The organism is Bacillus sp. cl95 (assembly GCF_900115925.1).
Classification (GTDB): Bacteria; Bacillota; Bacilli; order Bacillales; family Cytobacillaceae; genus Neobacillus_A.
The window spans coordinates 187807-209809 of the sequence record NZ_FOYF01000002.1 but is presented as its reverse complement, the minus strand read 5'-3'; the positions used below and the strand labels follow the sequence as shown (position 1 = coordinate 209809).

Genomic DNA, 22003 nt, shown 5'->3' with positions numbered 1-22003 from the left:
TATAGCAGATATAGGAAATTATTTCTTTATCATATGGGCTCTACACTAAAGGAATGTAATTTAATCTGTTTGTGAAAATAGAGCTCCCTAGACCGCGTTTATATGATTCCATAATGTTGTAATGCAAACTCAATTCCGTCTTCACTCGACTTCTTCGTTACGAAATCGGCTACTTTTTTTAATTTTTCATTCCCATTTCCCATGGCTATACCGAGTCCTACTAATTCCAGCATGTCGATATCATTCTCTCCATCACCAAATGCAATGGCCTCTGATTTATCAATATTGAAATACTGCAAGACTTTAATGATTGCTAAGGATTTAGAAATCTCCTCCTGTAATACATTAAGTACATAAGGGTGCCATCTCTGAAAAGTGAGATACGGAAAGTTGTCCATGTATTTCTCAACTGTTTCGTCATTTGCATATAAACACATCAAGTATATTTCCTCCTGATGAATCATTTCCTTTATCACCGGATAATCATTCAATGACAAAGTTTCTTTCAAAGCCTTTAGGATTTCGATATCTTTTACACCGTTCATACTAAATTCTTCAGTAAAAAATGATAGGCCATGATTCTCATTGTACGCAAATTCCAATACTTCTTTGACTATTTCTTGATTCATCGGTACTTTATGAATCACATTTTGATTATGCTTTGCATACCCACCATTTGCCGTGATGAAAGTATCAATTCCTAATTCTCTTATTTCTTCACACAAAGATAATGGCCTTCCTGTTGCAGCAACTACCTTTATGCCTTTGTTTTTTAATTCTTTTATTGCTTCTTTTGTTTTTGTTGAGATACTTCCGTCTTCATGATGCGTAATCGTTCCATCCACATCGAAAAATACAATCTTGTATTCCATAAGAATCCCCTTTAAATGAATTATCCTTTAATAATATGTTAGATTAATTAATTCTCTAGACCCTACAAGTTTTCCTACTTTCAAGTACTCGAAAAAGTAATTACAGACTTTTTAAAAAAGGCTCTGATAAGGTTTAATGTTGATTTTTGAACAATGTTAATTGGAGCGCAAGGCACGAAGACTCCTGCGGGAGAAGCGTGTCAGGGGAGACCCCGCAGGAGCAAAGCGACGAGGAGGCTCCCCGACCGCCCGCGGAAATCAACAGGCACATTTAACATAGCCTAAAAAAAGAAAACCTCTTTCCCAAACGGAAAAGAGGTTTTTCGTCTTAATTATACTTGATCGCTACCGAAGAAGTTTTTAAATGATTGGAACGTAGTATCACGGTTTAGAGCCGCGATCGAAGTTGTCAAAGGAATTCCTTTTGGACAAGATTGAACACAGTTTTGAGAGTTACCGCAGTTTGCTAACCCTCCGTCACCCATGATAGCGTCTAAACGTTCGGATTTATTCATTTCACCAGTTGGATGTGCGTTGAATAAGCGAACTTGAGATAATGGCGCAGGTCCAATGAAGTTTGACTTGCTGTTAACATTTGGACAAGCCTCTAAGCAGACACCACAAGTCATACACTTAGACAATTCATATGCCCATTGACGTTTCTTTTCAGGCATACGTGGTCCAGGTCCTAAATCGTAAGTACCATCAATTGGAATCCAAGCCTTCACTTTCTTTAAGCTATCGAACATGCGGCTGCGGTCTACCTGCAAGTCACGAACGACAGGGAAAGTACGCATTGGCTCAAGGCGGATTGGCTGTTCTAGTTGGTCAACAAGTGCTGTACATGATTGACGCGGCTTGCCATTAATGACCATCGAACATGCCCCACAAACTTCCTCCAAGCAGTTCATATCCCAAGTAATTGGTGTTGAGTCTTTACCTTTAGCATTTACAGGGTTTCTGCGGATTTCCATCAATGCAGAAATAACGTTCATGTTTGGACGGTAAGCTAATTCAAACTCTTCCTGATAAGGGGCAGAGTCAGGGCGATCTTGACGGGTAATAATAAATTTCACTGTTTTCTCAGACATGCCTTTCTACTCCCCTTTTTTCGTTTTAGAATAGTCACGCTTACGCGGCTGAATTAATGAAGTATCTACATCTTCGTAATGGAATTCAGGTGCTGAAGAAGCATCCACAAATTTTGCCATTGTTGTCTTTAAGAATTCCTCATCATTTCTTTCTGGGAATTCCGGCTTGTAATGAGCACCACGGCTTTCATTACGATTGTAGGCACCAATTGTAATAACACGAGCTAATTGAAGCATGTTTTGAAGTTGGCGAGTAAATACTGCCCCTTGATTGCTCCATTTCGCTGTATCGTTGATGTTGATTTTTTGATAACGCTCAAGAAGTTCAACAATCTTCTCATCTGTTTTCAATAGCTTATCGTTGTGACGTACAACTGTTACGTTGTCAGTCATCCATTCACCCAACTCTTTGTGAAGGATATAAGCATTTTCATTACCATTTAGACTCATGATTGAGTTCCACTTAGCTTCTTCTTGTCTTACATGGTTCTCAAATACGGATGATGATACTGCGTGAGAACTTTTTTCAAGTCCGCCAATGTATCGAACCGCATTTGGACCTGCAACCATACCACCGTAAATCGCAGATAGAAGTGAGTTAGCACCTAGACGGTTTGCACCATGTTGAGAATAGTCACACTCACCAGCTGCAAACAAGCCAGGGATGTTTGTCATTTGATCATAATCAACCCAAAGTCCGCCCATTGAATAATGAACAGCCGGGAATATTTTCATTGGAACTTTACGCGGATCGTCACCCATGAATTTTTCATAGATCTCGATGATTCCGCCTAGTTTAATATCTAATTCCTTAGGATCTTTATGGGAAAGATCAAGGTATACCATGTTTTCGCCATTGATCCCGAGCTTCTGCTCAACGCAAACGTCAAAAATTTCACGAGTTGCAATATCACGTGGAACAAGGTTCCCGTAAGCTGGATATTTCTCTTCAAGGAAATACCATGGCTTACCGTCTTTATATGTCCATACACGGCCACCTTCACCACGAGCAGATTCACTCATAAGACGAAGCTTGTCATCTCCAGGAATTGCTGTAGGGTGAATTTGAATGAATTCACCGTTTGCATAGTAAGCACCCTGTTGATAAACGATCGATGCAGCAGCACCTGTGTTGATAACAGAGTTCGTTGACTTACCAAAAATAATTCCAGGTCCGCCCGTTGCCATAATTACAGCGTCACCCGCGAAAGACTTGATTTCCATAGATGTAAGATTCTGAGCGACAACCCCACGGCAAATGCCTTCGTCGTCCACAACAGCTCCAAGGAATTCCCAGCCCTCGTATTTAGTAACAAGGCCTGCCACTTCATAACGGCGAACTTGCTCATCAAGAGCATAAAGAAGCTGCTGTCCTGTAGTTGCGCCTGCGAATGCTGTACGGTGATGCTGTGTTCCCCCAAAGCGGCGGAAGTCTAGTAGTCCTTCTGGCGTACGGTTGAACATAACACCCATACGGTCTAATAAGTGGATGATTCCTGGTGCCGCTTCACACATTGCCTTTACTGGCGGCTGATTCGCCAAGAAGTCTCCTCCGTAAACTGAATCATCAAAGTGCTCCCATGGAGAGTCACCTTCACCCTTTGTATTAACAGCTCCGTTAATTCCACCCTGTGCACATACAGAGTGTGAACGTTTCACTGGTACAAGTGAAAACAGTTCGACCGGAGTTCCCGATTCTGCAACCTTAATAGTTGCCATTAAGCCGGCCAAACCGCCACCGACAACAATCACCTTGCCCTTACTCATTGTGACTCACTCCCTCTATTAAGAAAAGCGCAAGCGCCCCGCATTCGGCGCTGAAGCTAGACAATTTTCTTAGTTAAAATTCGTATCGTGATAAAAAGCTCTAATCCTACTATTTTTCATATTAATGAATAATTTTCTAAAGCTTAGATAGTGAATGCAAGTAATGCGCGAACTCCTACGATTGAAAGAGCCACGAAAATTCCTAATGTAACATATGTAGCAATCTTTTGTGATCTTGGTGTTACAGTGATTCCCCAGCTTACCATGAATGACCATAGTCCGTTAGCAAAGTGGAAAATTGTCGAGATAACACCCACAATGTAAAACCAGAACATGAAAGGATTAGACAAAATGTTTTCCATCATGTCGAAATTGACTTTTGTGCCGAATGCTGCCGCAACTCTTGTTTCCCAAACGTGCCAAGTTACGAATACTAAAGTGATAACACCCGAAACACGTTGTAGCGTGAACATCCAATTTCGGAAGAAACCGAATCTGCTAGTGTTATTTTTAGCCGTGAAAGCAATATAAAGTCCATAGAGTGCATGAAACAATAATGGCAGGAAAATAATAAAAGTCTCAAGGACGAAACGGAAAGGAAGATGTTCCATAAATCCTGCTGCTTTGTTAAAAGACTCTTCTCCCCCTGTAGCAAAATGATTGACTACAAGATGCTGAACAAGGAATAATCCAACAGGAATAACTCCTAGCAATGAGTGCAGTCTGCGATAAAAAAACTCTCGGTTACCAGCCATAAATTTACCCCCTTAAATGTTAAAAACAGCACAAAGATTCATACTCTGCTATAATTCCGAAGAAGGCAGAGAAACCCTTCATCACCTTAAAAAGTAAATCCTCATTTTTTACAATTATGTGACATGTTCATTTTACTCCCATCATGATAGAGCGTCAAGAAAACGTATACATAAATATTTTATAAAAAATGAAATCTTTTAAATATATTGATATCATGAAAGGCTACATATTTTTGAAAATTCGCATTTGGTTTTTTATGAAAAATGTTTTAGAGATAGTACATCTCAGGTATACTAAAATAACGAAATTTCATACACCCTGTTACACAAATTTAACAGAAAATAGTTCTGAATTTCCCGGGACGAATGTATATAATAGAGTGATAGAAAGAGGGGATACGCTTGAGCAACTTAACATCAACTGAACAAACTGCGACTGACATGCCGGCAACCATCTCAAAGTTTGGCTATGAATTGCTTCGTGATACTCTATTGCCGGAACTTTTAGGTAAAAACACACCTGAAATTTTATACTGGGCGGGAAAGAGATTGGCACGAAAATACCCGTTGCAAACGATGGACGAAATTATCGACTTTTATGAAAAAGCATCATGGGGAACACTCATCTTAAAAAAAGAAACAAAAAGTGAAATGGAATTCGAATTGGTAAGTCCATTACTTTCTTCAAGAAATTCCACAAAGGCTGAGCACTTCTTCCAACTTGAAGCTGGATTCCTTGCTCAACAAATCGAATATCATAAAGAAACGATTACAGAAGCTTACGAACACCCGGCAAAGAAGGGATATAAGGCCGTCTTTACAGTTAAATGGGATAAGAAAGATCAAACAACATAACTATTGCAGCTAGCAAAAGAAGCCTTCATCGGTCAATGAAGGCTTCTTTTTTATGCGTTTATTGGTGATTCCGATAGATGGAAAGCTTCATGCAATGCTTGAACCGCATTAAGCATGTCTTCCTGGTTTACCACTGTCGATACTTTAATTTCAGATGTACTAACCATTTTTACTTGAATTTGTTGTTGCGCAAGAACCTCAAACATTTCAGCTGCCACACCTGGATTTGAAATCATACCAGATCCAACAATAGAAACTTTCGCAAGTCCTTGTTCAGATTCGATATTTTCGAATTGAAGGATATGTTGATTGCTGTTTAATACGTCAAGCGTTTCCTGCAAATCTTCTGTTTTAATGGAGAAAGACAAGTTCGCCGATTTTTCACTAGTTGTGCTTTGAATGATAATATCCACATTTATTTGATGGCGCGCTAGTGTCGTAAAAATAGTCGACAAGCTTGCCAATGAGTTCGGTAAACCAAGTACCGTTACTCGTGTAATTTCATCTTCAAATGCTACACCGCGGACAACTAAATTTTGTTCCATTGAAGCTTCCTCCTCTATCATGGTGCCCTCAACCTTTTCAAGGCTAGAACGAACCTCAAGTGCCACTTTATAATTTTTCGCAAACTCTACTGCTCTTGGATGAAGGACTCCTGCACCTAGATTTGCAAGTTCAAGCATTTCATCATAGGATACGGACAATAATTTTCTTGCTTCCTTCACATAACGGGGATCTGTTGTGAAAACGCCTGTTACATCTGTATAAATGTCACATTTATCCGCTGAAAGAGCAGCGGCAAGAGCTACAGCAGTCGTATCGGAACCGCCACGTCCTAAAGTGGTAATTTCTCCGTTCTCTGTTACTCCCTGAAATCCAGCGACTACGACAACCTTTCCACTAGAAAGCTGATCTTTGACCGCACCAATATCGATATTGGCTATTCGCGAATTTCCGTGGATGGCTTCAGTTTGAATTCCCGCCTGCCAACCTGTGAAGGAAATTGCCTCTACGCCCTTTTCCTGTAATGCCATTGCCAATAGAGAAATGGTGATTTGTTCACCGGTCGTTAACAGCATATCCATTTCACGCTTATTCGGCTGGCTTGAAATCTCTTTTGCCATCGTTACAAGATGATCTGTTGTTTTTCCCATAGCCGATACGACAACAACTACATCATTCCCACGATTTTTTTCTTCAATTACGCGTTGAGCAACATTTTGGATTCTCTCCGTATTCCCCACAGAAGTTCCACCAAACTTTTGGACTACTAGTCCCATTTCTTCCCCTTCTTTCCATTAAGAATTCACCTGATTAACGGGAGTAAATAAAAGGATTTGTTAACATTTCCTGTTGATTTCCGCTCCAATCTACAAAGTACGTAAAATCAACTTGTCCTTAAACAGCCAAATACAAAAAAGCAATGAGGAAAAGAGATCCCCATTGCTTCGTATACGCAGAATGATTCCAACGCATGACAATGTAAGATAGCTCTCCAAGACAGGCGTCCTGACAATTCTGCATTTATTCAATACAGAACCAGCAAGAAAAGAATGAGTCTTTCCCCACTTCGGCGACCTCCCCTTTCAAAGCCAATCAACAGAGCTCATTCCCCTCCCAGCTTCTACTATTGAAGTTCGCACCTCTACCTTCACTTTTATGCTAAATAAAGTGAGTGTTTAAATTTTTCTCATTATAGCACAGTGAAAAACACATAACAATGCTATTCTTGTAACTTTCTCATTAACTCTTCGGCAACAGCTACTGGGATGCCTATTCCCAACATTTGTTCAAGGGTAGCTTCTTTCATTTTTTTTACGGAACCGAATTCTTTTAACAGCAGTTTTTTACGTTTTTCACCGATACCTGGAATATCATCCAAAAGCGACTGAAAAACACTTTTCCCTCTAACTTGACGATGGAAAGTAATCGCAAATCGGTGGACTTCATCTTGAATTCGTTGAAGTAAATAAAACTCCTGGCTATTTCGATCCAGTGGAATGACTTCTAGCGGATTCCCGTAAAGCAATTGTGAGGTCCGGTGCTTATCATCTTTTGCCAAACCAGCAAGAGGGATATCCAAACCTAACTCATTTTCAAGGACGTCCCTCACTGATTCAATATGTCCTTTACCACCATCGACAATGATCAGATCAGGAAGAGGCAAACCTTCTTTGAGAACCCTTGAGTATCTTCTTCGGACTGTTTCCCTCATTGATTCGTAATCATCTGGACCTTCAACCGTCTTGATTTTATACTTTCGATATTCCTTTTTGTGAGGCTTCCCGTCCAAAAATACAACAAGTGCCGAAACAGGATTTGTACCTTGAATATTGGAGTTATCGAAAGATTCAATGCGATGCGGTGTATAAATACCAAGTGCTGAACCTAAGTTTTCGACGGCTTTAATCGTACGGTCTTCGTCCCTATCAATTAACGAGAATTTTTCACTCAGTGCGATTTTGGCATTTTTGACAGCAAGCTTTACAAGGTCCTTTTTCTGCCCTCTTTGAGGGTTGATTACTTTGACTTGTAAAAGTTCTTCTGCCATTTGGCGATCTATTGAATTCGGAATAAGGATTTCCTTAGGCTTAAAATGATTAGGTTTAGAGTAAAACTGTCCAAGGAATGTAAGTATTTCTCCTTCTGGCTCATCATAAATCGGAAACATCGAAACATCACGTTCTATCAACTTCCCTTGTCGGACAAAAAATACTTGGACACACATCCAGCCCTTATCTACGGAATACCCAAACACATCTCGATCCGTAAAATCGGTCATCGTCATTTTTTGTTTTTCCATCGTCGCTTCAATATGTGATATCTTATCACGAAATTCCTTTGCACGTTCAAAATCCAATTCTTCTGCTGCAGCCATCATTTTTCCCGAAAGTTCTTTTTTGATTTCTTTATAACCGCCGTTTAAAAAACGGGTAATATCTTCAACAATGGATTTATATTGACCCTCACTAACGTCCTTAACACAGGGAGCCAAACATTGGCCAAGGTGATAATAAAGACAAACACGATCAGGTAATGTCGCACATTTGCGAAGAGGATAAATACGGTCAAGCAGCTTTTTCGTTTCATTCGCTGCATGAACATTCGGGTATGGTCCAAAATATTTACCATGATCTTTTTTTACCTTCCTCGTGATAATAAGCTTTGGATGCCGTTCTGAGGTAAGCTTGATGAAAGGATATGTTTTGTCATCCTTTAACATGATGTTATATTTTGGATCATGTTTCTTGATTAAGTTCAGTTCCAAAATGAGAGCTTCCATATCGGACGATGTAACGATATATTCAAAATCCTCAATCTCATTCACAAGTCTTAGCGTCTTTCCATCATGGGAACCGGTAAAATAGGAACGCACACGATTTTTTAATACCTTTGCTTTTCCCACGTATATGATTGTTCCTTGCCTGTCCTTCATTAAGTAACAGCCCGGCTGATCTGGGAGCAGCGTCAATTTATGCTTAATCAATTCATTCATCCCGGTCACCTCCCCATTCATACAATGTTATATCATGATATACGGGATCAAATAGTTCATTTGAGTGGAACATTTTGATTCTCTTCAGGTCAGTCATTTCGATACCTTGAGCTCTAAATCCTTCAACTACTTTATTTGTCAGGAGAATACTTCGATCTCGATAATTTTTTGAGTCTTCTTTGAATAGTTCATATGTCAAAACACGCTTATGTGAAAAAGGTACACCCAAATATTGCAATACCCTTGTTTCTTCCCAAGTATACACCACAATAGGCTCTTCATACCCCGAAAGGAAGTCGGCCATTTGATAGATTGCCGGTTTTATCGTTGCTTGTTCTCTCACTAAATTTAGGCCAGTGTAACATTGGACAGCCAAGATTGATATGGCCAAGGCGAGAATCCATGATTGGCAACGTTTTGAAAAAAGTGTTATCCATAACCAGAATACGATCATAATGATGATAGGAAGAGCATGACGGGCTTTCTCGATATTTTGAGCAAACAATGACCAAAGAAAATAAGCGAGAACCATCCAAAGCAAAGGGTAAAACTGCCTATCGACTCTTCGGTTCTTACTAAATAAAGTATACACCACGAAAATCAGCATAGCAGCGTATAAAACAGCTAGTACTACATTTTCCCCGGATAATCCAGTCCAATAAATATTTTTGACAAGTAAATAGTAGATTCGTTCTATGATAGTTAGCTGACTTGTACCTACTGATCCACCCCATTCCTGGAAATGACCGTTCGTGAAAGCTAAAGAAAGTTTGATAAATCCTTCTACACTGCCTTCAGATGCCACAAGACCTGCAACCCAAATCAATTGAAAGAAAATTGCAATGCTAGCATATTGTCCTAATTCCTTTACTGAAAGCTTTCCATCCTTCCATTTTTGAAAAAATAATAGAGCTACCCCAATCGCGAATGGAATATATGATAGTCGAATACCAAACAACGCACTTAAAAAGAATAGCGGAACTATATAGATTATTTTTCTATCTGACTTCAACGCAATAAATATGCTCCACATCAGCCACCATAAAGTCGCTAAGGCCGCTCCCTCAGAGATGGGCTGATTCACCATGACAACCGTATAACTCGATGTATAAGTAATAGCGGTTACCAACCAGGTATACTCCCGCTTCACAAAATGGCAAGACAGATAGTAAATGGGATAAATACTTGTAAGATAAAACAGAATGCTGAAAATAGTTAATGACTCAACCATCCCACCAGATAGAAAATGAATAAACATGCCACCAAGTATAAAATAGGGATAGCCCGGGAAATGAGGTTGCATTTGCAAAAGATCAAAACGCTCCAATGCAAGCGAGAAATCGACCTGATCCCAGGTCGATACAAAAGGATTTAAGAACACAAACTGACAAATAAATACTACTATGATTGCAACGATACTGATTATCTGTAAGAATGGATTGCCTTTCACACTTTCACCATCTTCTTTTGTAATGGCTGTTTTCGCATAGAGTGTTGCTTTTACGATTATAGCAAAAACGCGTATAGATTCTTATTTCGTGCTCTTTTCCTCCAAATAAAATTTTAACCGCAAAAATTCTTTTGACTTTGGTATAGAAAAAGCCCTAATGCCGGCTTTTTCTTGATCCAATAACTACAAAGTTTACGAAAAGAGCTTTGAGAATAGAAGAAAAGTACAGAGAATGAAACTCTGTACTTTTCAAAATTTGAGAGAGAGATTATTTTTATTTTGCTTGTGGATTTAAAACGTTCATCTTTGTAACAGTCTCTGCAGATTTCACAGCTTTTTCCTTATTCGTTTTAGAAGAAGTCAAAAGATAAATCGCTGCAAAATAACCGATATAAGCGACAACTTCTTCAATTGATGGCATGGATGAATAACCAAACAATGCTTTTAAGAAAATGCCTACGTCACCTGATAGCAATGGTGCTACTCCATGATCACGTAAATAATGAGCATAATCGATTGGATGTTCAGGCAACAACCATGTAATGTCATATAAGTGTGGCACTACGCTACCAATCAAATTAATATCCTGCATCATACTGATTGCTTGAACAAGAAGCCCTGCAGAAATCAAGATGATGAATGCACCAGTAACTTTAAAGAAGCTCTTTAATGGAATTCTCATCGTTCCTTTAAAGAAGAAGTAAGAAATTGTTGCAGCAATTACGGCACCTGTAATCGCACCCCATCCCTGCATTGCAGCCCCGATATTCCCGCCTGTGATAGCTGCAAAGAAAAATACTGTTTCTACACCTTCACGAAGAACGACGAGGAAGGAGTGAATAACCATTCCGACAATATTCCCTGCTGTAATGAATTGATTCATCTTGCCTTCCATATTGCCTTTTAAATTACGGCTATGGCTGGCCATCCAAAATACCATCTGTGTGAGCAATACAGTAGAAACGACCATAATCCCTATTTTCAAATACATTTCACTGCCCATCGCAGTGAAGCCTGTAAAGACAACTTGGAATAACATTGCCACACCGACACTGGCTAATACTGCAAGACCCGCACCCAGCCAAACATATTTGGTGAACTTTTGATTATTCGTTCTCTTTAAGTAAGTCGTGATGATGCCGACAATTAAAAGGGCTTCCAAAACCTCACGAAAAGTTATCAATAACGCTTGTATCTCCACAATTGTTTCCCCTCTCTCAAGAAGATTTACCTGTTAGTAATATCTATTTTCTTTTTCGAATCGTATAAATGATGATAGCTGCAATCAATCCTACAATGAGGATGATTGGAATCCAGTTCTTTATGTTAGAAGTGTCCGTCCATTCTTTTTTACCACTATCCGTTTCGGTTGCACTCTCGGAAAAATGCCCAACCTCGAGACTCTTGATGTCATATTCCCTCTTAAGAGCGTCTAAGATTGCCTCTTTATTTTCAATAAAGACTTTCTTATCTGCATCCTTTTTTCCGACTCCGAACAATCCTGGATTTCCAAGAGAGGCAAGTGCCTCTTCAAAATCATTCTTTATCGCTTGGTTCGTTTCAGGATTTTCTGCTTCCACTTTGCTTGACATTGCTTCATATGTAGCGAATCCTTTGGCTAACAATTTTTTGCTCGTATCATATTCTTCAAAATTCTTTTCAATACCTTCGAGACGACGAGCAATATTTAACACGAGCAATTTCTCCATGTTTTCAATCGTACTCTCTTTATCTTCGTCTTCCAAGTTCTTTAGGATGATTTCACTTGGTTCTTTCCCCATGTGCATATCAATTTCTTCTTGAACTGACTCATAAACTTTCTTAGCTTCAGTAAAATTCGGAGGGTTTTCATCAAGCTTAACGAGCATTTGCTTATAAGTTTCGGCAACTTTCTCTTCATTTGGATCCCCATAAGAATACGCAAATGCTTGAGTTGAAAAAACGTTATTGAGAATGAATATCAATAAAACACACAAACCAGCTATTTTTTTCACTATACGTTCCCTCCTACATTTCCAATGATAATGATTATCATACTCGGTGTCAATGATACATTGTGATTATTCACATTTTTATCACGATTGATGTTTAGATTCTTGTTTTATTATGAGTGGCATTTTTTCATCCATACGTACTTTTCTCACTGGTCTTCGCATTTCTTTTACAATGGCCGGCAAGACAGACGTCATATAAGCTCTAAACTTTATGAAAGATTCTCCTTTGGAACGAACCTGATAGGTGATTGGGACTTCTTTCATCCTGAAACCTTTTCGCAAGAGGTTAAGCGTAATTACTTGGGCGTAGTTATAATCATGAATGATTTCTGCATTCTCCATCGCTAGCCGTGAAAAAGCCCTCATCCCAGACTGACCGTCGTATATCCACTTTCCAAGTAAAAGGGATTGCAGACAAGTAAAGCAATAGTTCCCTAACCGTCTGTTCCAACGCATACCAGCAATCGTACCAAGGAATCTCGAACCCATTACATAATCGGATTCCCCCGATAAGATTGGAGAAATCAATTCAGGAATTTCTTCAGCTGGGTATTCATTATCGGCATCAATCATGACACCGATATCCCCTCCGTATTCAACACATAATTCGAGTCCCTTTCTCACCGCAGACCCTAATCCCATGTTTTGTTTAAAACTAAAAATATGATCCGCTCCCGCGTCTTTAGCGACTTTCACCGTTCTATCAGTTGAACCATCATCAATAACGAGAACCTCTACTTTTATGCCATCTCTAATACTTCTCGGTACTTTGCGAATGACTTCAGCGATAGATTCTTCTTCATTATGGGCAGGAAGAAAAACAATCACTTTTTTTTCTGACATCTAATTTTCATCCTTTCGAAGTGCTTCTAATAATACAGGCCCTCGACTATGACTAGGATAAGGCGCTCCCATTAAATAAGCAATAGTAGAAGCCATTGATACAAGACTTCGTTTCTCATCAATTTTCTTCCCTTTTTCAATCGATGGTCCATACATAAAGAACGGAACGTAACGCTCACCTTCATCTAGATGTCCATGCCCACCAATTCCATCAGCCTGTCCATGGTCCGCACATACGATAAAGGTGAAGTTTTCGAGTTTATTATTTTCTTTCAACCAATTGTAATACTCTTCTACAAGAGCATCTGCTTCTTCTATTTTCTGTATGTAATCATCGTAAAATACGCCTCTGCTATGTCCAGTTTGATCGGTTCCAATTAATTGAACGATTTGCAAATCAGGATTTTGTTCTTTCATGATCAGTTTGGCTCTTTCAATGATATTTCGATCAGCAACATCGTTGTGCATAACGGCTGTCACTGTTTCAACATCTTTGCCAAATGAATCGACTAAATGTGCAATTCCTAACAGAGAGCCTTTTTTACCAATTTTCCTCAATGAATCGAAGATACTTTCGACTTTAATGCCTAATTTCCAAACCATATTGGACTTGATGCCATGTTCATGTGGATAGGTCCCGGTGAACATCGAAGAAAAACATACGACTGTTCTTGCAGGATACACGGTTTCCATTCGCGAATAGTCAGTTCCCTCGTTTTTTAATTTATCAAGGAAAGGCGTGTTCGCTTCTTCAAATCTTTCTTTTCTCATTCCGTCAATGACCATAACAATTACACGATCATTGATAGGCTTTTTCGGCACTTCTGCATTTTCTGTGTAAGTTGGGATGACCTTCGGTTTCCAATCGAACAAGTTTTTATGAAGAATGTAGGCAAAAAGCAAAATCCCTGCATAAAAAACTGTTATTATGCCAAGGTCATTTGACGCTAGTGCTGGTTTTTCCATGACCATATTCCATACCGATAGAATTAATAAGAATTTCGGCAGTTGTTCTTGTGCATTTCCGCTTGTTGAATCACTATTTTTCAAGACAAGTTTCCAAAACCTTCTAAAATTAAGCCAAGTCGTTCCTATCCGCAGGTGGTAGTATATCGTTCCCCAAAAGAATACAGTGAAGAAGAAGTACAATCCCAATGAAGTGAACAAGAGCCCATAGTTTACACTGTCCCAAATCATTAAATACGCAATGAATGGTATCCACAAATAATTGCGGAGGAACAGCGGAAAATCATATATAAAGTAAAGTGCTAACAACGGCACTATGATAAGTAAACCTAATAGCATATTTAATACGAATGAAAGATCTGTCATATTCGGCAATTGATAGATGACCATTGTTCCAATGACAAAAATCGGGGTAAACGGTTTTCCTTCATTTAATAAATTCCAGCAACGAGCAGCCGTCTTTTCAAATGCGGATGCTTTTTTCATTTCATTTCTCCTCTCACTAACAAAAGCTCTTTAATTTGTTTAATGGTGTAGATGGGCGACTTGATGACAAGAAGAATGCCCACAGCATATGAAAAAATAAATTTGTAGCCATGGCTAATAATGGCAACGTAATAGGCTACGTTATTTGGATATTGAATACTGATCAAGGTGAAAGTCATCATAGATTCATAAGTGGAAATCCCTCCAGGTGTAACTTGAAAGATTTGTCCACCAACTGTGACTGAATTGACCCAAATGGCTTGTAATAACAGAATCGGTTCTTTTAAAGACGTGGTCACTCCCCAAATGACTGCACCTTCAAGACACCAACTGAGAATGACTAGTAAGAAAATAAAGACAAAATTTCTGCTGAGCAGCGCTTTATGAAATAGCTGCCAATGCTTATTAAGAAAATCCGGTTTCCATTTCCAAAGTAGAAAAACAAACGCCAATAAAAGACCGCACACAGGAAGCAGCCATACCGAAATATGAATAGGCGTGAGTTTGGAAAAATAGATGAGCCCTAGAAAGGAAAATATCAATAAAACCAGCATATCAAGCGCCCTTAATACCACGACGGAATGAGCGGACTCATCTATAGTCACATGTTTTTCCTGTCTTGAAAGATATCCGATTCTAATGATATCTCCTATTTTAAAGGGAGCTATATGGTTTACGGTAAGGCTGAACAAAATCCCCTTTAAACAGTTCCAAAATTTCACTTCAGAGGAAAGATAGAGTTTCCAAGCCAATGCTCTAAAAACAAAGGAAAGTGTATAAGCAATCGAAACGATGATGATCAAAAAAGGATGTTCAACAAAAAACGCTTTACTTTTTAACCATAATTCATTCGGCTGAAAGTATCGAATCGATAAGATTACGAAGATAAATATAAACAGGATTCCAATGAATTTCTTCAGACTCTTCATTTTAGCTTTCATTCTCTTTTGACCATTCAACGGTTCTGGCTAGCCCTTCTGCAAAAGTAAATGCCGGTTCATAGCCTAGTTCGGAATTCGCTTTTGAAATATCCGCCCAAGTTGAGCTAACATCACCTAGCCTTGTACCATCCTGCGTCAATTTCATACTTGGAAAATGCGTTCTTAAAGATTGCACTAATTCTTCAATGGCAATTGGTCTTCCTGAGCCTAAATTGTAGGTTTGATTTCCTTTCGATTTTTGCATGGCAAGAATAATGCCTTCCACACAATCGTCGATATATGTATAATCACGTGAAGTGCCATTTCCGAAAATCTCAATACTTTCATCAGATTGTAGCTTACGGATAAACTTTGTAATGGCCATATCCGGGCGCCCACCTGGACCATATACAGTAAAGAAACGGAGAATGGTCATTTTCATGCCATAGATGGACGAATAGGCATGACAAAAAGATTCTGCTCCATATTTGGCTGCCGCATACGGTGATATCACCTTCCCTGTAGCCATCTCTTCCTTCAGCGGGACATTTTCCTGCTCTCCATATACAGATGATGAGGATGCAAAGATGAAGTGTTTTACTCCCGTTTCCCCTGCGTACCTCAATGCGTTAATTGTAGCTTTAATATCGTAATCGACATATTCATTGGGAACTTCAATGGAAAGCGAGACTCCTGGTATTGCCGCCAAATGAATCACACAATCTGCTTGAAAAGTAGAAAATATCTCTTTAATTTCGGCTTCGTCATCTAATAGATTTTTTTTATAAAATAAAAATTTCTCTGCTTCACCAATCCTCTTCAACTGTTTTTCTTTTCTTTCAATCGAATAGTATGGATGCATTGCGTCTAAGACCAATATTTTATGACCCTCAGCCAGTAACCTTTTTGAGAGGTTGGAACCAATAAAACCTGCACCGCCCGTGACGATTATCCTCAATTTTTGACACCTCATTGCCTTCTTAACTATACGGAACATATTTTACACTATTTTTTTAGGGATAGGAAAAGCAGAAAACTTTGTAAAACCTCTTCTTGGAAAAGGAAAAGGGCCAGACACCTTGTTTCCTTGGTAGTCAGACCCTTGCTGAACCCTCTATTACTCCGGACTATTTAGCTTTTTCGATCACCATTTGAGTAGTTGTAAGAATCTCATTTAGCAACTCTTCCCCAGCAGCCTGATCTTTCGCTTTAGTAGCTTCAATATACTTTTGTGCTTTATCTGTTAATGTCTTTTGTGCTTCTTCACCTAAAAGTGTTTTTACATCTGAAGAAATAATGTCAAGGAATAGAGCACCTTCTAATCCAGTTATGACTGATTTGTCTTCGCCCCATGTTTCTTCACTTTCATGATACTCATTGATTGCTGTTTGTGCGAAGCCTCGTACAAAAGCTTTGTTTATAGCCACAGGATCAAGTGCCTCTACGTCTGATTGTAAGTCAAATTGTTTTTGGATTAATGTATCTGCTTCTGGTGCATTCTTCATCATGTAGCTTGTTAATGACTGATAGAATGCCCATCCTTCAGCTTGTTCAATTTTTGCTGCAACCGCATCTGTCTTTGCCTCATCTGCTGCTTTTGTTGCATAACCATTAGGAGTAGCACCTGTTGCTAAATAAAACGTCTTCATCAATGTCTTGTCTACAACTTGCTTACCTAATTGGAAACCTAATTCATCGTTTGCTTCAATAGCTTTTTCCATTTCAGCAAATCCGCCAGCAATGGCATCTTCCATTGTCGTACCATAAGCAGCGTCACGCTTTTGTACTGTTGATTGAATGATAGAATAGAAGTTTTTCGCTTCTTCCATTTCTTCTTTTACTTCTTCTGTTTTACCCCAGTTTTCAGTTACTTCAGTGAATTCATGCTTCATAGTTGTATAGAAAACTTTTTGCATTAATTTGTCAAACACTTGCTTTACAACTACTTTATCCATTGAACCTTCTTTACCAGCAGCAAGCGCAGCTGTAATGTGCTGATCATTTGTGCTTTCTAATTCAGCATCACGTTTTTGAACAAGTGATTGTAAATGTTCTTCATATGACTTTATTACTTTATCGAAATCTACTTCTTTACCTTCTTTTGCTTTTTCAAGCTCAGCTACTGCTTCTTTGTAAACTGCGGCATAATCAGCGTCTTCATGCTCAGCAGTTTCTTCATGCTTATCTGTCTTTTCAGTCTTTTCAGCGTGTTGTTTTGTTGTTTCTTCCTTTTCTTCCGTCTTTCCACATGCACCCAAAACTAGAGACATCGTTGCTAAAGCTGCGAATAATTTGAACTTAATAGACATTCATGAATCCCCCAATATGTATATTGATATAATGGCCATTGATAATGATTATCACTTTCGATTCTCATTATAATAGAGAACGATTCTCATTGTCAACGAGAATTTAGATATATAATGAAATCGACAACAATAAATTGATTTTTCACCAACACGTGGATTAGCATCTGCAAACGGGAGATTACTATTTTTATTCTCAAAAATCAGGCTGAAATAATCACGCGATATGAAAAGTTCCGAAAAAAAATAAAAAGCCCTGGTTAGACACCAGGACTTTTGGGATTTATTAGACGTGCTTTTCAAGAACGCCGGCTAAAGCTTCTTTCGGTTGGAAACCGACAACTTTATCTACAACTTCGCCATCTTTTAATACTAAAAGAGTTGGAATGCTCATTACACCAAATTTTGCTGCTGTTTCTTGGTTTTCGTCAACATCGATTTTTACGATTTTAACTTTATCACCCATTTCAGCATCAAGTTCTTCAAGAACTGGAGCGATCATTTTACAAGGTCCGCACCAAGGAGCCCAGAAATCTGCAAGTACTAAGCCAGATCCAGTTTCAGTTGAGAAGTTTTGATCAGTTGCATTTGAAATAGCCATTTTTATTGCCTCCTAAAAAATTACTCGAATACTATCGTCAGTATAACATCGTGTGAAACAGTTTGCTAATTATTTGCTCGAATGTAATTTACCCTCTAAATAAGATTATATGCTTAAAAAAATACAGGTTTACCAAAGGTATTTATGATGAAAAGAGAGAAAGAACGAGCAGAAAAAAACCGCTCGTTCTTTGCATTTATCTTTCCCTTTGAGGGCGCTAGTTTTTAAGAATGAACCTTAAGCTTTTTGAATTCTTCAGTAAGCATCGGAACTACTTCGAAAAGATCTCCAACAATCCCATAGTCAGCTACTTTAAAAATGTTTGCTTCTGGATCTTTGTTGATTGCTACAATTACCTTGGAATTGGACATTCCAGCTAAGTGCTGAATAGCTCCAGAAATACCACAAGCAATGTAAAGATCAGGAGTAACAACTTTACCTGTTTGTCCGATTTGTAGAGAGTAATCGCAGTAATCTGCATCACACGCTCCACGTGACGCACCAACAGCTCCTCCTAATACTTTTGCCAACTCTTTCAAAGGCTCGAAGCCGTCAGTGCTCTTCACACCACGTCCACCCGCGATAACAACCTTTGCTTCAGATAAATCTACGCCTTCAGAAGCTTTGCGAACAACTTCTTTGATAATGGCACGTAAATCTTTAATATCAACTGAAAGTGATGCTACATCACCACTTCGGCTTTCATCTTTTTCTAAAGGTGTAATGTTGTTTGGACGAACCGTTGCAAAAATTAACCCGTCAGTAACGATTTTCTTTTCGAATGCCTTACCTGAATAAATCGGTCTTGTGAATACAATATTTCCACCGGCTTCTTCAATAGCTGTCACATCAGAAACAAGTCCTGAATTTAACTTAGCAGCAATTTTCGGTGACAAGTCTTTTCCTAAAGAAGTGTGTCCGAAAACTAAGCCTTCTGGCTGCTCTTGATCGATGACTGCCAATAATGCTTGTGCGAAGCCATCTGAAGTATATTGTGCAAGCTTTGCATCTTCAACTGTAATAACTCGATCCGCACCATATGAAATAAGCTCATGCCCTAAAGCGCTTACACTTTCTCCAACTAAAACTCCAACGACTTCTCCGCCTTCGGCAATGGTTTTTCCAGCAGCAATTGCTTCAAATGAGACGTTACGTAAAGCTCCATCGCGAACTTCACCTAATACCAATACTTTTCTAGTCATTTTATTAACCTCCTGCGCAATAATGTCAAATTCCTATTAGACTACCTTTGCTTCCGTATGAAGAAGATTTACCAATTCTTTTACTTGATCGCTAAGGTCACCTTGAAGCACTTTTCCAGCTTCTTTCTTAGGCGGCAAATAAATTTCAATCGTTTTTGTCTTAGCTTCAACATCATCTTCTTCAAGATCAAGATCGTCTAGTTCAAGTTCTTCAAGAGGCTTTTTCTTCGCTTTCATGATACCAGGCAATGAAGGATAGCGCGGCTCATTCAAACCTTGTTGAGCAGTAACAAGTAATGGAAGACTTACTTCGATTACTTCTGAATCGCCTTCAACATCACGAACGACTGTCGCTTTATTTCCGTCAATTTCAAGTTTTGTAATCGTAGTTACATATGGAAGACCAAGCAATTCTGCCAATCGAGGTCCAACTTGTCCTGTTCCGCCATCAATTGCAACATTTCCTCCAATAATGAGGTCAGCGTCTTTATCTTTCAAGTATTCAGCAAGAATCTTAGCCGTAGAGAATTGGTCTCCATTTTCAAGATCATCTTCTACATTGATAAGTGCAGCTTTGTCAGCTCCCATAGCAAGCGCTGTGCGAAGTTGCTTTTCTGCTTCCTCACCACCAACGGAAACGACTGTTACTTCTCCGCCATGAGCGTCGCGCACTTGAATAGCTTCTTCAATTGCATATTCATCATAAGGATTGATAATAAATTCAGCGCCATCTTCATTGATTTTGCCGCCAGCAATCGTAATTTTTTCTTCTGTATCGAAAGTTCTTTTCATTAATACAAAAATATTCATCGGTTACCCTCCCAGAATTCAAACATTCCATCAGTTCGAAAGATTGAAAATATTTATGGTAAAAAAATTTTCCCGCCAAGTTAGTTCTCACCTTATTGGCGGAATTTTTTACTCCCCTTTGAATTGAGGCTCACGCTTTTCAATAAAAGCTTTGATGCCTTCTTTGCCATCTCGCGACATGAACACTCCCCCGAATAATTCTGCTTCTTTTTTCACACCAGCGTAATATTCTTCGGTTTTCGCATAATTTAGCAATTCAATTGTTGATTTAAGAGCCAATGGACCTTTTTTGGCAATTTTATTAGCCATTTTATAAGCTTGTTCAAGCAATTCCTCTTCAGGATATGCATGATTTGCCAAGCCGTATTGAACCGCTTCTAAACCCGTAATGGGATCCGATGTGAATAGCATTTCTGCTGCTCTTGCTACACCGACAAATTTAGGAAGACGCTGTGTTCCTGCAAATCCTGGAATCAATCCTAATTGCAATTCCGGAAGTCCAAGCTTTGCTGTTTCACTTACCAGTCTAAAATGACATCCCATCGCGAGCTCCAAGCCTCCACCTAGTGCTGCGCCGTGTATAGCTGCGATGATAGGTTTAGGGAATTTTTCCATTCTATCAAATAAATCTTGTCCAAAACCTGCAAGTTTTGCAAACTCTGCACCTGATTCGATTGTAGTGAATTCCTTAATATCAGCTCCTGCTGAGAAGAAACGCCCATCACCGTGGATCAGGATGACTCTTACTTCGTTGTTGTGCTCTACTTCATCAAGTAAACCACTTAATTCTCTTAGAACTTCGGATGACAAAGCATTTGCAGGGGGTCTTTGAATCGTAAATGTTGCAACCGGCCCTTGATGGGTTAATTTTAATAGTCCCAACCAAATCACTCCTTCTAGGAAACTTCGCGTTAATCTCCTTTGCCACACCCATTGATCAATAACTGGTGGACAGCTGCGGCGGTGGATGCAAGTTCATATTTTTGTTCATTCATGACCCATGATGTTACCGTTTCGTCCATCGTACCAAAGATCATTTGTCTAGCCAGCCGAATATCCAACTGGGAAGAAAATTCTCCTCTTTCTTTACCATCTATTAAAATCTGATCTATTAATTTTAAATAACCCTTCAGAACTTCATTTATCTTAAGGCGTAACTCCTTATTAGACTGTCTCAGTTCAAGCTGGGTGACTATGGCAAGGTGACGATCTTCGGCCAGCATTTTGAAATGGGTTTCCACCATCATATATAACTTCTCTGCTGCTGTCTCTTTTCCTGCAATTTTTTCTTCAATTTTTTCTACGAAGGATCCCATCTTCTCTTCAAACACAGAAATAAGGATGTCTTCTTTATTTTTAAAATACAAATAAATCGTTCCGTCTGCTACTCCGGCCTGCTTGGCAATCTTAGAAACCTGTGCTTGATGATAGCCGTTTTCGGCGATGGCAACTACCGCTGCATCAATAATCTGCCGGTATTTCGGCTTGTTTTTCTTCAATCCTTTACCTCCTTTGAAGAAAACTTCTAATCTATAGAAAGTTCATTATTTATCACAAAAATGAATGAATCATCATTCATAATTTAATAA

20 protein-coding genes and 1 riboswitch are annotated in these 22003 nt (G+C 39.0%); of the genes, 1 reads left to right on the top strand and 19 read right to left on the bottom strand.

The genetic code is table 11. The features are described from left to right. Positions 1 to 98: 98 nt before the first annotated feature. The 4 genes from BMZ31_RS06280 to BMZ31_RS06265 all read right to left on the bottom strand — a co-directional run bounded on the left by BMZ31_RS06280 (position 99) and on the right by BMZ31_RS06265 (position 4485). Positions 99 to 872: a Cof-type HAD-IIB family hydrolase gene (locus BMZ31_RS06280; protein ID WP_090830877.1), complete on the bottom strand. Its 774-nt coding sequence runs from the start codon at positions 870 to 872 to the stop codon at positions 99 to 101. A 332-nt stretch (positions 873 to 1204) separates the two neighbouring features. After that, positions 1205 to 1963: a succinate dehydrogenase iron-sulfur subunit gene (sdhB, locus tag BMZ31_RS06275; RefSeq protein ID WP_090830876.1), complete on the bottom strand. Its 759-nt coding sequence runs from the start codon at positions 1961 to 1963 to the stop codon at positions 1205 to 1207. A 6-nt stretch (positions 1964 to 1969) separates the two neighbouring features. Then, on the bottom strand, positions 1970 to 3730 hold the full coding sequence (gene sdhA / locus BMZ31_RS06270) for a succinate dehydrogenase flavoprotein subunit (RefSeq protein ID WP_090830875.1): 1761 nt from the start codon (positions 3728 to 3730) through the stop codon (positions 1970 to 1972). 143 nt (positions 3731 to 3873) lie between these two features. Further along, entirely contained in the window at positions 3874 to 4485 is a 612-nt protein-coding gene (locus BMZ31_RS06265) for a succinate dehydrogenase cytochrome b558 subunit (protein ID WP_090830874.1), read from the bottom strand. Between the two features lie 402 nt (positions 4486 to 4887). Here BMZ31_RS06265 and BMZ31_RS06260 point away from each other — a divergent pair, with 402 nt between their 5' ends. Continuing rightward, on the top strand, positions 4888 to 5340 hold the full coding sequence (locus BMZ31_RS06260; RefSeq protein ID WP_254778641.1) for a YslB family protein: 453 nt from the start codon (positions 4888 to 4890) through the stop codon (positions 5338 to 5340). 50 nt (positions 5341 to 5390) lie between these two features. On the opposite strand, the gene BMZ31_RS06255 is transcribed toward BMZ31_RS06260, so the two are convergent. The 15 genes from BMZ31_RS06255 to BMZ31_RS06185 form a co-directional block, all read right to left on the bottom strand. Then, complete coding sequence (locus BMZ31_RS06255) at positions 5391 to 6620, bottom strand: aspartate kinase (protein ID WP_090830873.1); 1230 nt, start codon at positions 6618 to 6620, stop codon at positions 5391 to 5393. A 200-nt stretch (positions 6621 to 6820) separates the two neighbouring features. After that, a riboswitch (Lysine riboswitch) is annotated at positions 6821 to 6996 on the bottom strand. A gap of 67 nt (positions 6997 to 7063) precedes the next feature. Further along, positions 7064 to 8836: an excinuclease ABC subunit UvrC gene (gene uvrC, locus BMZ31_RS06250; RefSeq protein WP_090830872.1), complete on the bottom strand. Its 1773-nt coding sequence runs from the start codon at positions 8834 to 8836 to the stop codon at positions 7064 to 7066. Continuing rightward, on the bottom strand, positions 8829 to 10286 hold the full coding sequence (locus BMZ31_RS06245) for a hypothetical protein (protein ID WP_090830871.1): 1458 nt from the start codon (positions 10284 to 10286) through the stop codon (positions 8829 to 8831). Before BMZ31_RS06245 ends, uvrC begins: the two co-directional genes overlap by 8 nt. A 274-nt stretch (positions 10287 to 10560) precedes the next feature. Beyond that, positions 10561 to 11487, bottom strand: coding sequence for an FTR1 family iron permease (locus tag BMZ31_RS06240; protein WP_090830870.1), 927 nt, complete (start codon positions 11485 to 11487; stop codon positions 10561 to 10563). Positions 11488 to 11530: 43 nt separating this feature from the next. Further along, positions 11531 to 12280 carry a hypothetical protein gene (locus BMZ31_RS06235; RefSeq protein ID WP_090830869.1) on the bottom strand — a complete coding sequence of 250 codons (750 nt, stop codon included), beginning with the start codon at positions 12278 to 12280 and terminating at the stop codon, positions 11531 to 11533. 81 nt (positions 12281 to 12361) lie between these two features. Continuing rightward, positions 12362 to 13123: a glycosyltransferase family 2 protein gene (locus tag BMZ31_RS06230; protein WP_090830868.1), complete on the bottom strand. Its 762-nt coding sequence runs from the start codon at positions 13121 to 13123 to the stop codon at positions 12362 to 12364. Continuing rightward, positions 13124 to 14575, bottom strand: a complete 1452-nt coding sequence (locus BMZ31_RS06225) for an alkaline phosphatase family protein (protein ID WP_090830867.1) — start codon at positions 14573 to 14575, stop codon at positions 13124 to 13126. After that, positions 14572 to 15516: a lysylphosphatidylglycerol synthase transmembrane domain-containing protein gene (locus tag BMZ31_RS06220; RefSeq protein WP_090830866.1), complete on the bottom strand. Its 945-nt coding sequence runs from the start codon at positions 15514 to 15516 to the stop codon at positions 14572 to 14574. Before BMZ31_RS06220 ends, BMZ31_RS06225 begins: the two co-directional genes overlap by 4 nt. Next, positions 15506 to 16453 carry an SDR family NAD(P)-dependent oxidoreductase gene (locus tag BMZ31_RS06215; protein WP_090830865.1) on the bottom strand — a complete coding sequence of 316 codons (948 nt, stop codon included), beginning with the start codon at positions 16451 to 16453 and terminating at the stop codon, positions 15506 to 15508. Before BMZ31_RS06215 ends, BMZ31_RS06220 begins: the two co-directional genes overlap by 11 nt. Before the next feature lie 169 nt (positions 16454 to 16622). Further along, positions 16623 to 17804, bottom strand: coding sequence for a hypothetical protein (locus BMZ31_RS06210; protein WP_090830864.1), 1182 nt, complete (start codon positions 17802 to 17804; stop codon positions 16623 to 16625). A gap of 283 nt (positions 17805 to 18087) precedes the next feature. Beyond that, positions 18088 to 18402 carry a thioredoxin gene (gene trxA, locus BMZ31_RS06205; RefSeq protein WP_090830863.1) on the bottom strand — a complete coding sequence of 105 codons (315 nt, stop codon included), beginning with the start codon at positions 18400 to 18402 and terminating at the stop codon, positions 18088 to 18090. A 224-nt stretch (positions 18403 to 18626) separates the two neighbouring features. Then, entirely contained in the window at positions 18627 to 19604 is a 978-nt protein-coding gene (locus BMZ31_RS06200; RefSeq protein ID WP_090830862.1) for an electron transfer flavoprotein subunit alpha/FixB family protein, read from the bottom strand. Between the two features lie 36 nt (positions 19605 to 19640). Beyond that, positions 19641 to 20414: an electron transfer flavoprotein subunit beta/FixA family protein gene (locus BMZ31_RS06195; RefSeq protein ID WP_090830861.1), complete on the bottom strand. Its 774-nt coding sequence runs from the start codon at positions 20412 to 20414 to the stop codon at positions 19641 to 19643. A 108-nt stretch (positions 20415 to 20522) separates the two neighbouring features. Further along, entirely contained in the window at positions 20523 to 21296 is a 774-nt protein-coding gene (locus tag BMZ31_RS06190; RefSeq protein WP_090830860.1) for an enoyl-CoA hydratase, read from the bottom strand. A gap of 29 nt (positions 21297 to 21325) precedes the next feature. Then, a complete protein-coding gene (locus BMZ31_RS06185) occupies positions 21326 to 21913 on the bottom strand; it encodes a TetR/AcrR family transcriptional regulator (RefSeq protein WP_090830859.1) in 588 nt (195 codons plus the stop codon). Positions 21914 to 22003 lie beyond the last annotated feature (90 nt).

What these genes read in the sequence shown, in the direction of transcription:
- BMZ31_RS06280 (WP_090830877.1), bottom strand. Translation starts at nt 872, where the DNA reads ATGGAATACAAGATTGTATTTTTCGATGTGGATGGAACGATTACGCAT.
- sdhB (WP_090830876.1), bottom strand. Translation starts at nt 1,963, where the DNA reads ATGTCTGAGAAAACAGTGAAATTTATTATTACCCGTCAAGATCGCCCT.
- sdhA (WP_090830875.1), bottom strand. Translation starts at nt 3,730, where the DNA reads ATGAGTAAGGGCAAGGTGATTGTTGTCGGTGGCGGTTTGGCCGGCTTA.
- BMZ31_RS06265 (WP_090830874.1), bottom strand. Translation starts at nt 4,485, where the DNA reads ATGGCTGGTAACCGAGAGTTTTTTTATCGCAGACTGCACTCATTGCTA.
- BMZ31_RS06255 (WP_090830873.1), bottom strand. Translation starts at nt 6,620, where the DNA reads ATGGGACTAGTAGTCCAAAAGTTTGGTGGAACTTCTGTGGGGAATACG.
- uvrC (WP_090830872.1), bottom strand. Translation starts at nt 8,836, where the DNA reads ATGAATGAATTGATTAAGCATAAATTGACGCTGCTCCCAGATCAGCCG.
- BMZ31_RS06230 (WP_090830868.1), bottom strand. Translation starts at nt 13,123, where the DNA reads ATGTCAGAAAAAAAAGTGATTGTTTTTCTTCCTGCCCATAATGAAGAA.
- BMZ31_RS06225 (WP_090830867.1), bottom strand. Translation starts at nt 14,575, where the DNA reads ATGAAAAAAGCATCCGCATTTGAAAAGACGGCTGCTCGTTGCTGGAAT.
- BMZ31_RS06220 (WP_090830866.1), bottom strand. Translation starts at nt 15,516, where the DNA reads ATGAAAGCTAAAATGAAGAGTCTGAAGAAATTCATTGGAATCCTGTTT.
- BMZ31_RS06210 (WP_090830864.1), bottom strand. Translation starts at nt 17,804, where the DNA reads ATGTCTATTAAGTTCAAATTATTCGCAGCTTTAGCAACGATGTCTCTA.
- trxA (WP_090830863.1), bottom strand. Translation starts at nt 18,402, where the DNA reads ATGGCTATTTCAAATGCAACTGATCAAAACTTCTCAACTGAAACTGGA.
- BMZ31_RS06200 (WP_090830862.1), bottom strand. Translation starts at nt 19,604, where the DNA reads ATGACTAGAAAAGTATTGGTATTAGGTGAAGTTCGCGATGGAGCTTTA.
- BMZ31_RS06195 (WP_090830861.1), bottom strand. Translation starts at nt 20,414, where the DNA reads ATGAATATTTTTGTATTAATGAAAAGAACTTTCGATACAGAAGAAAAA.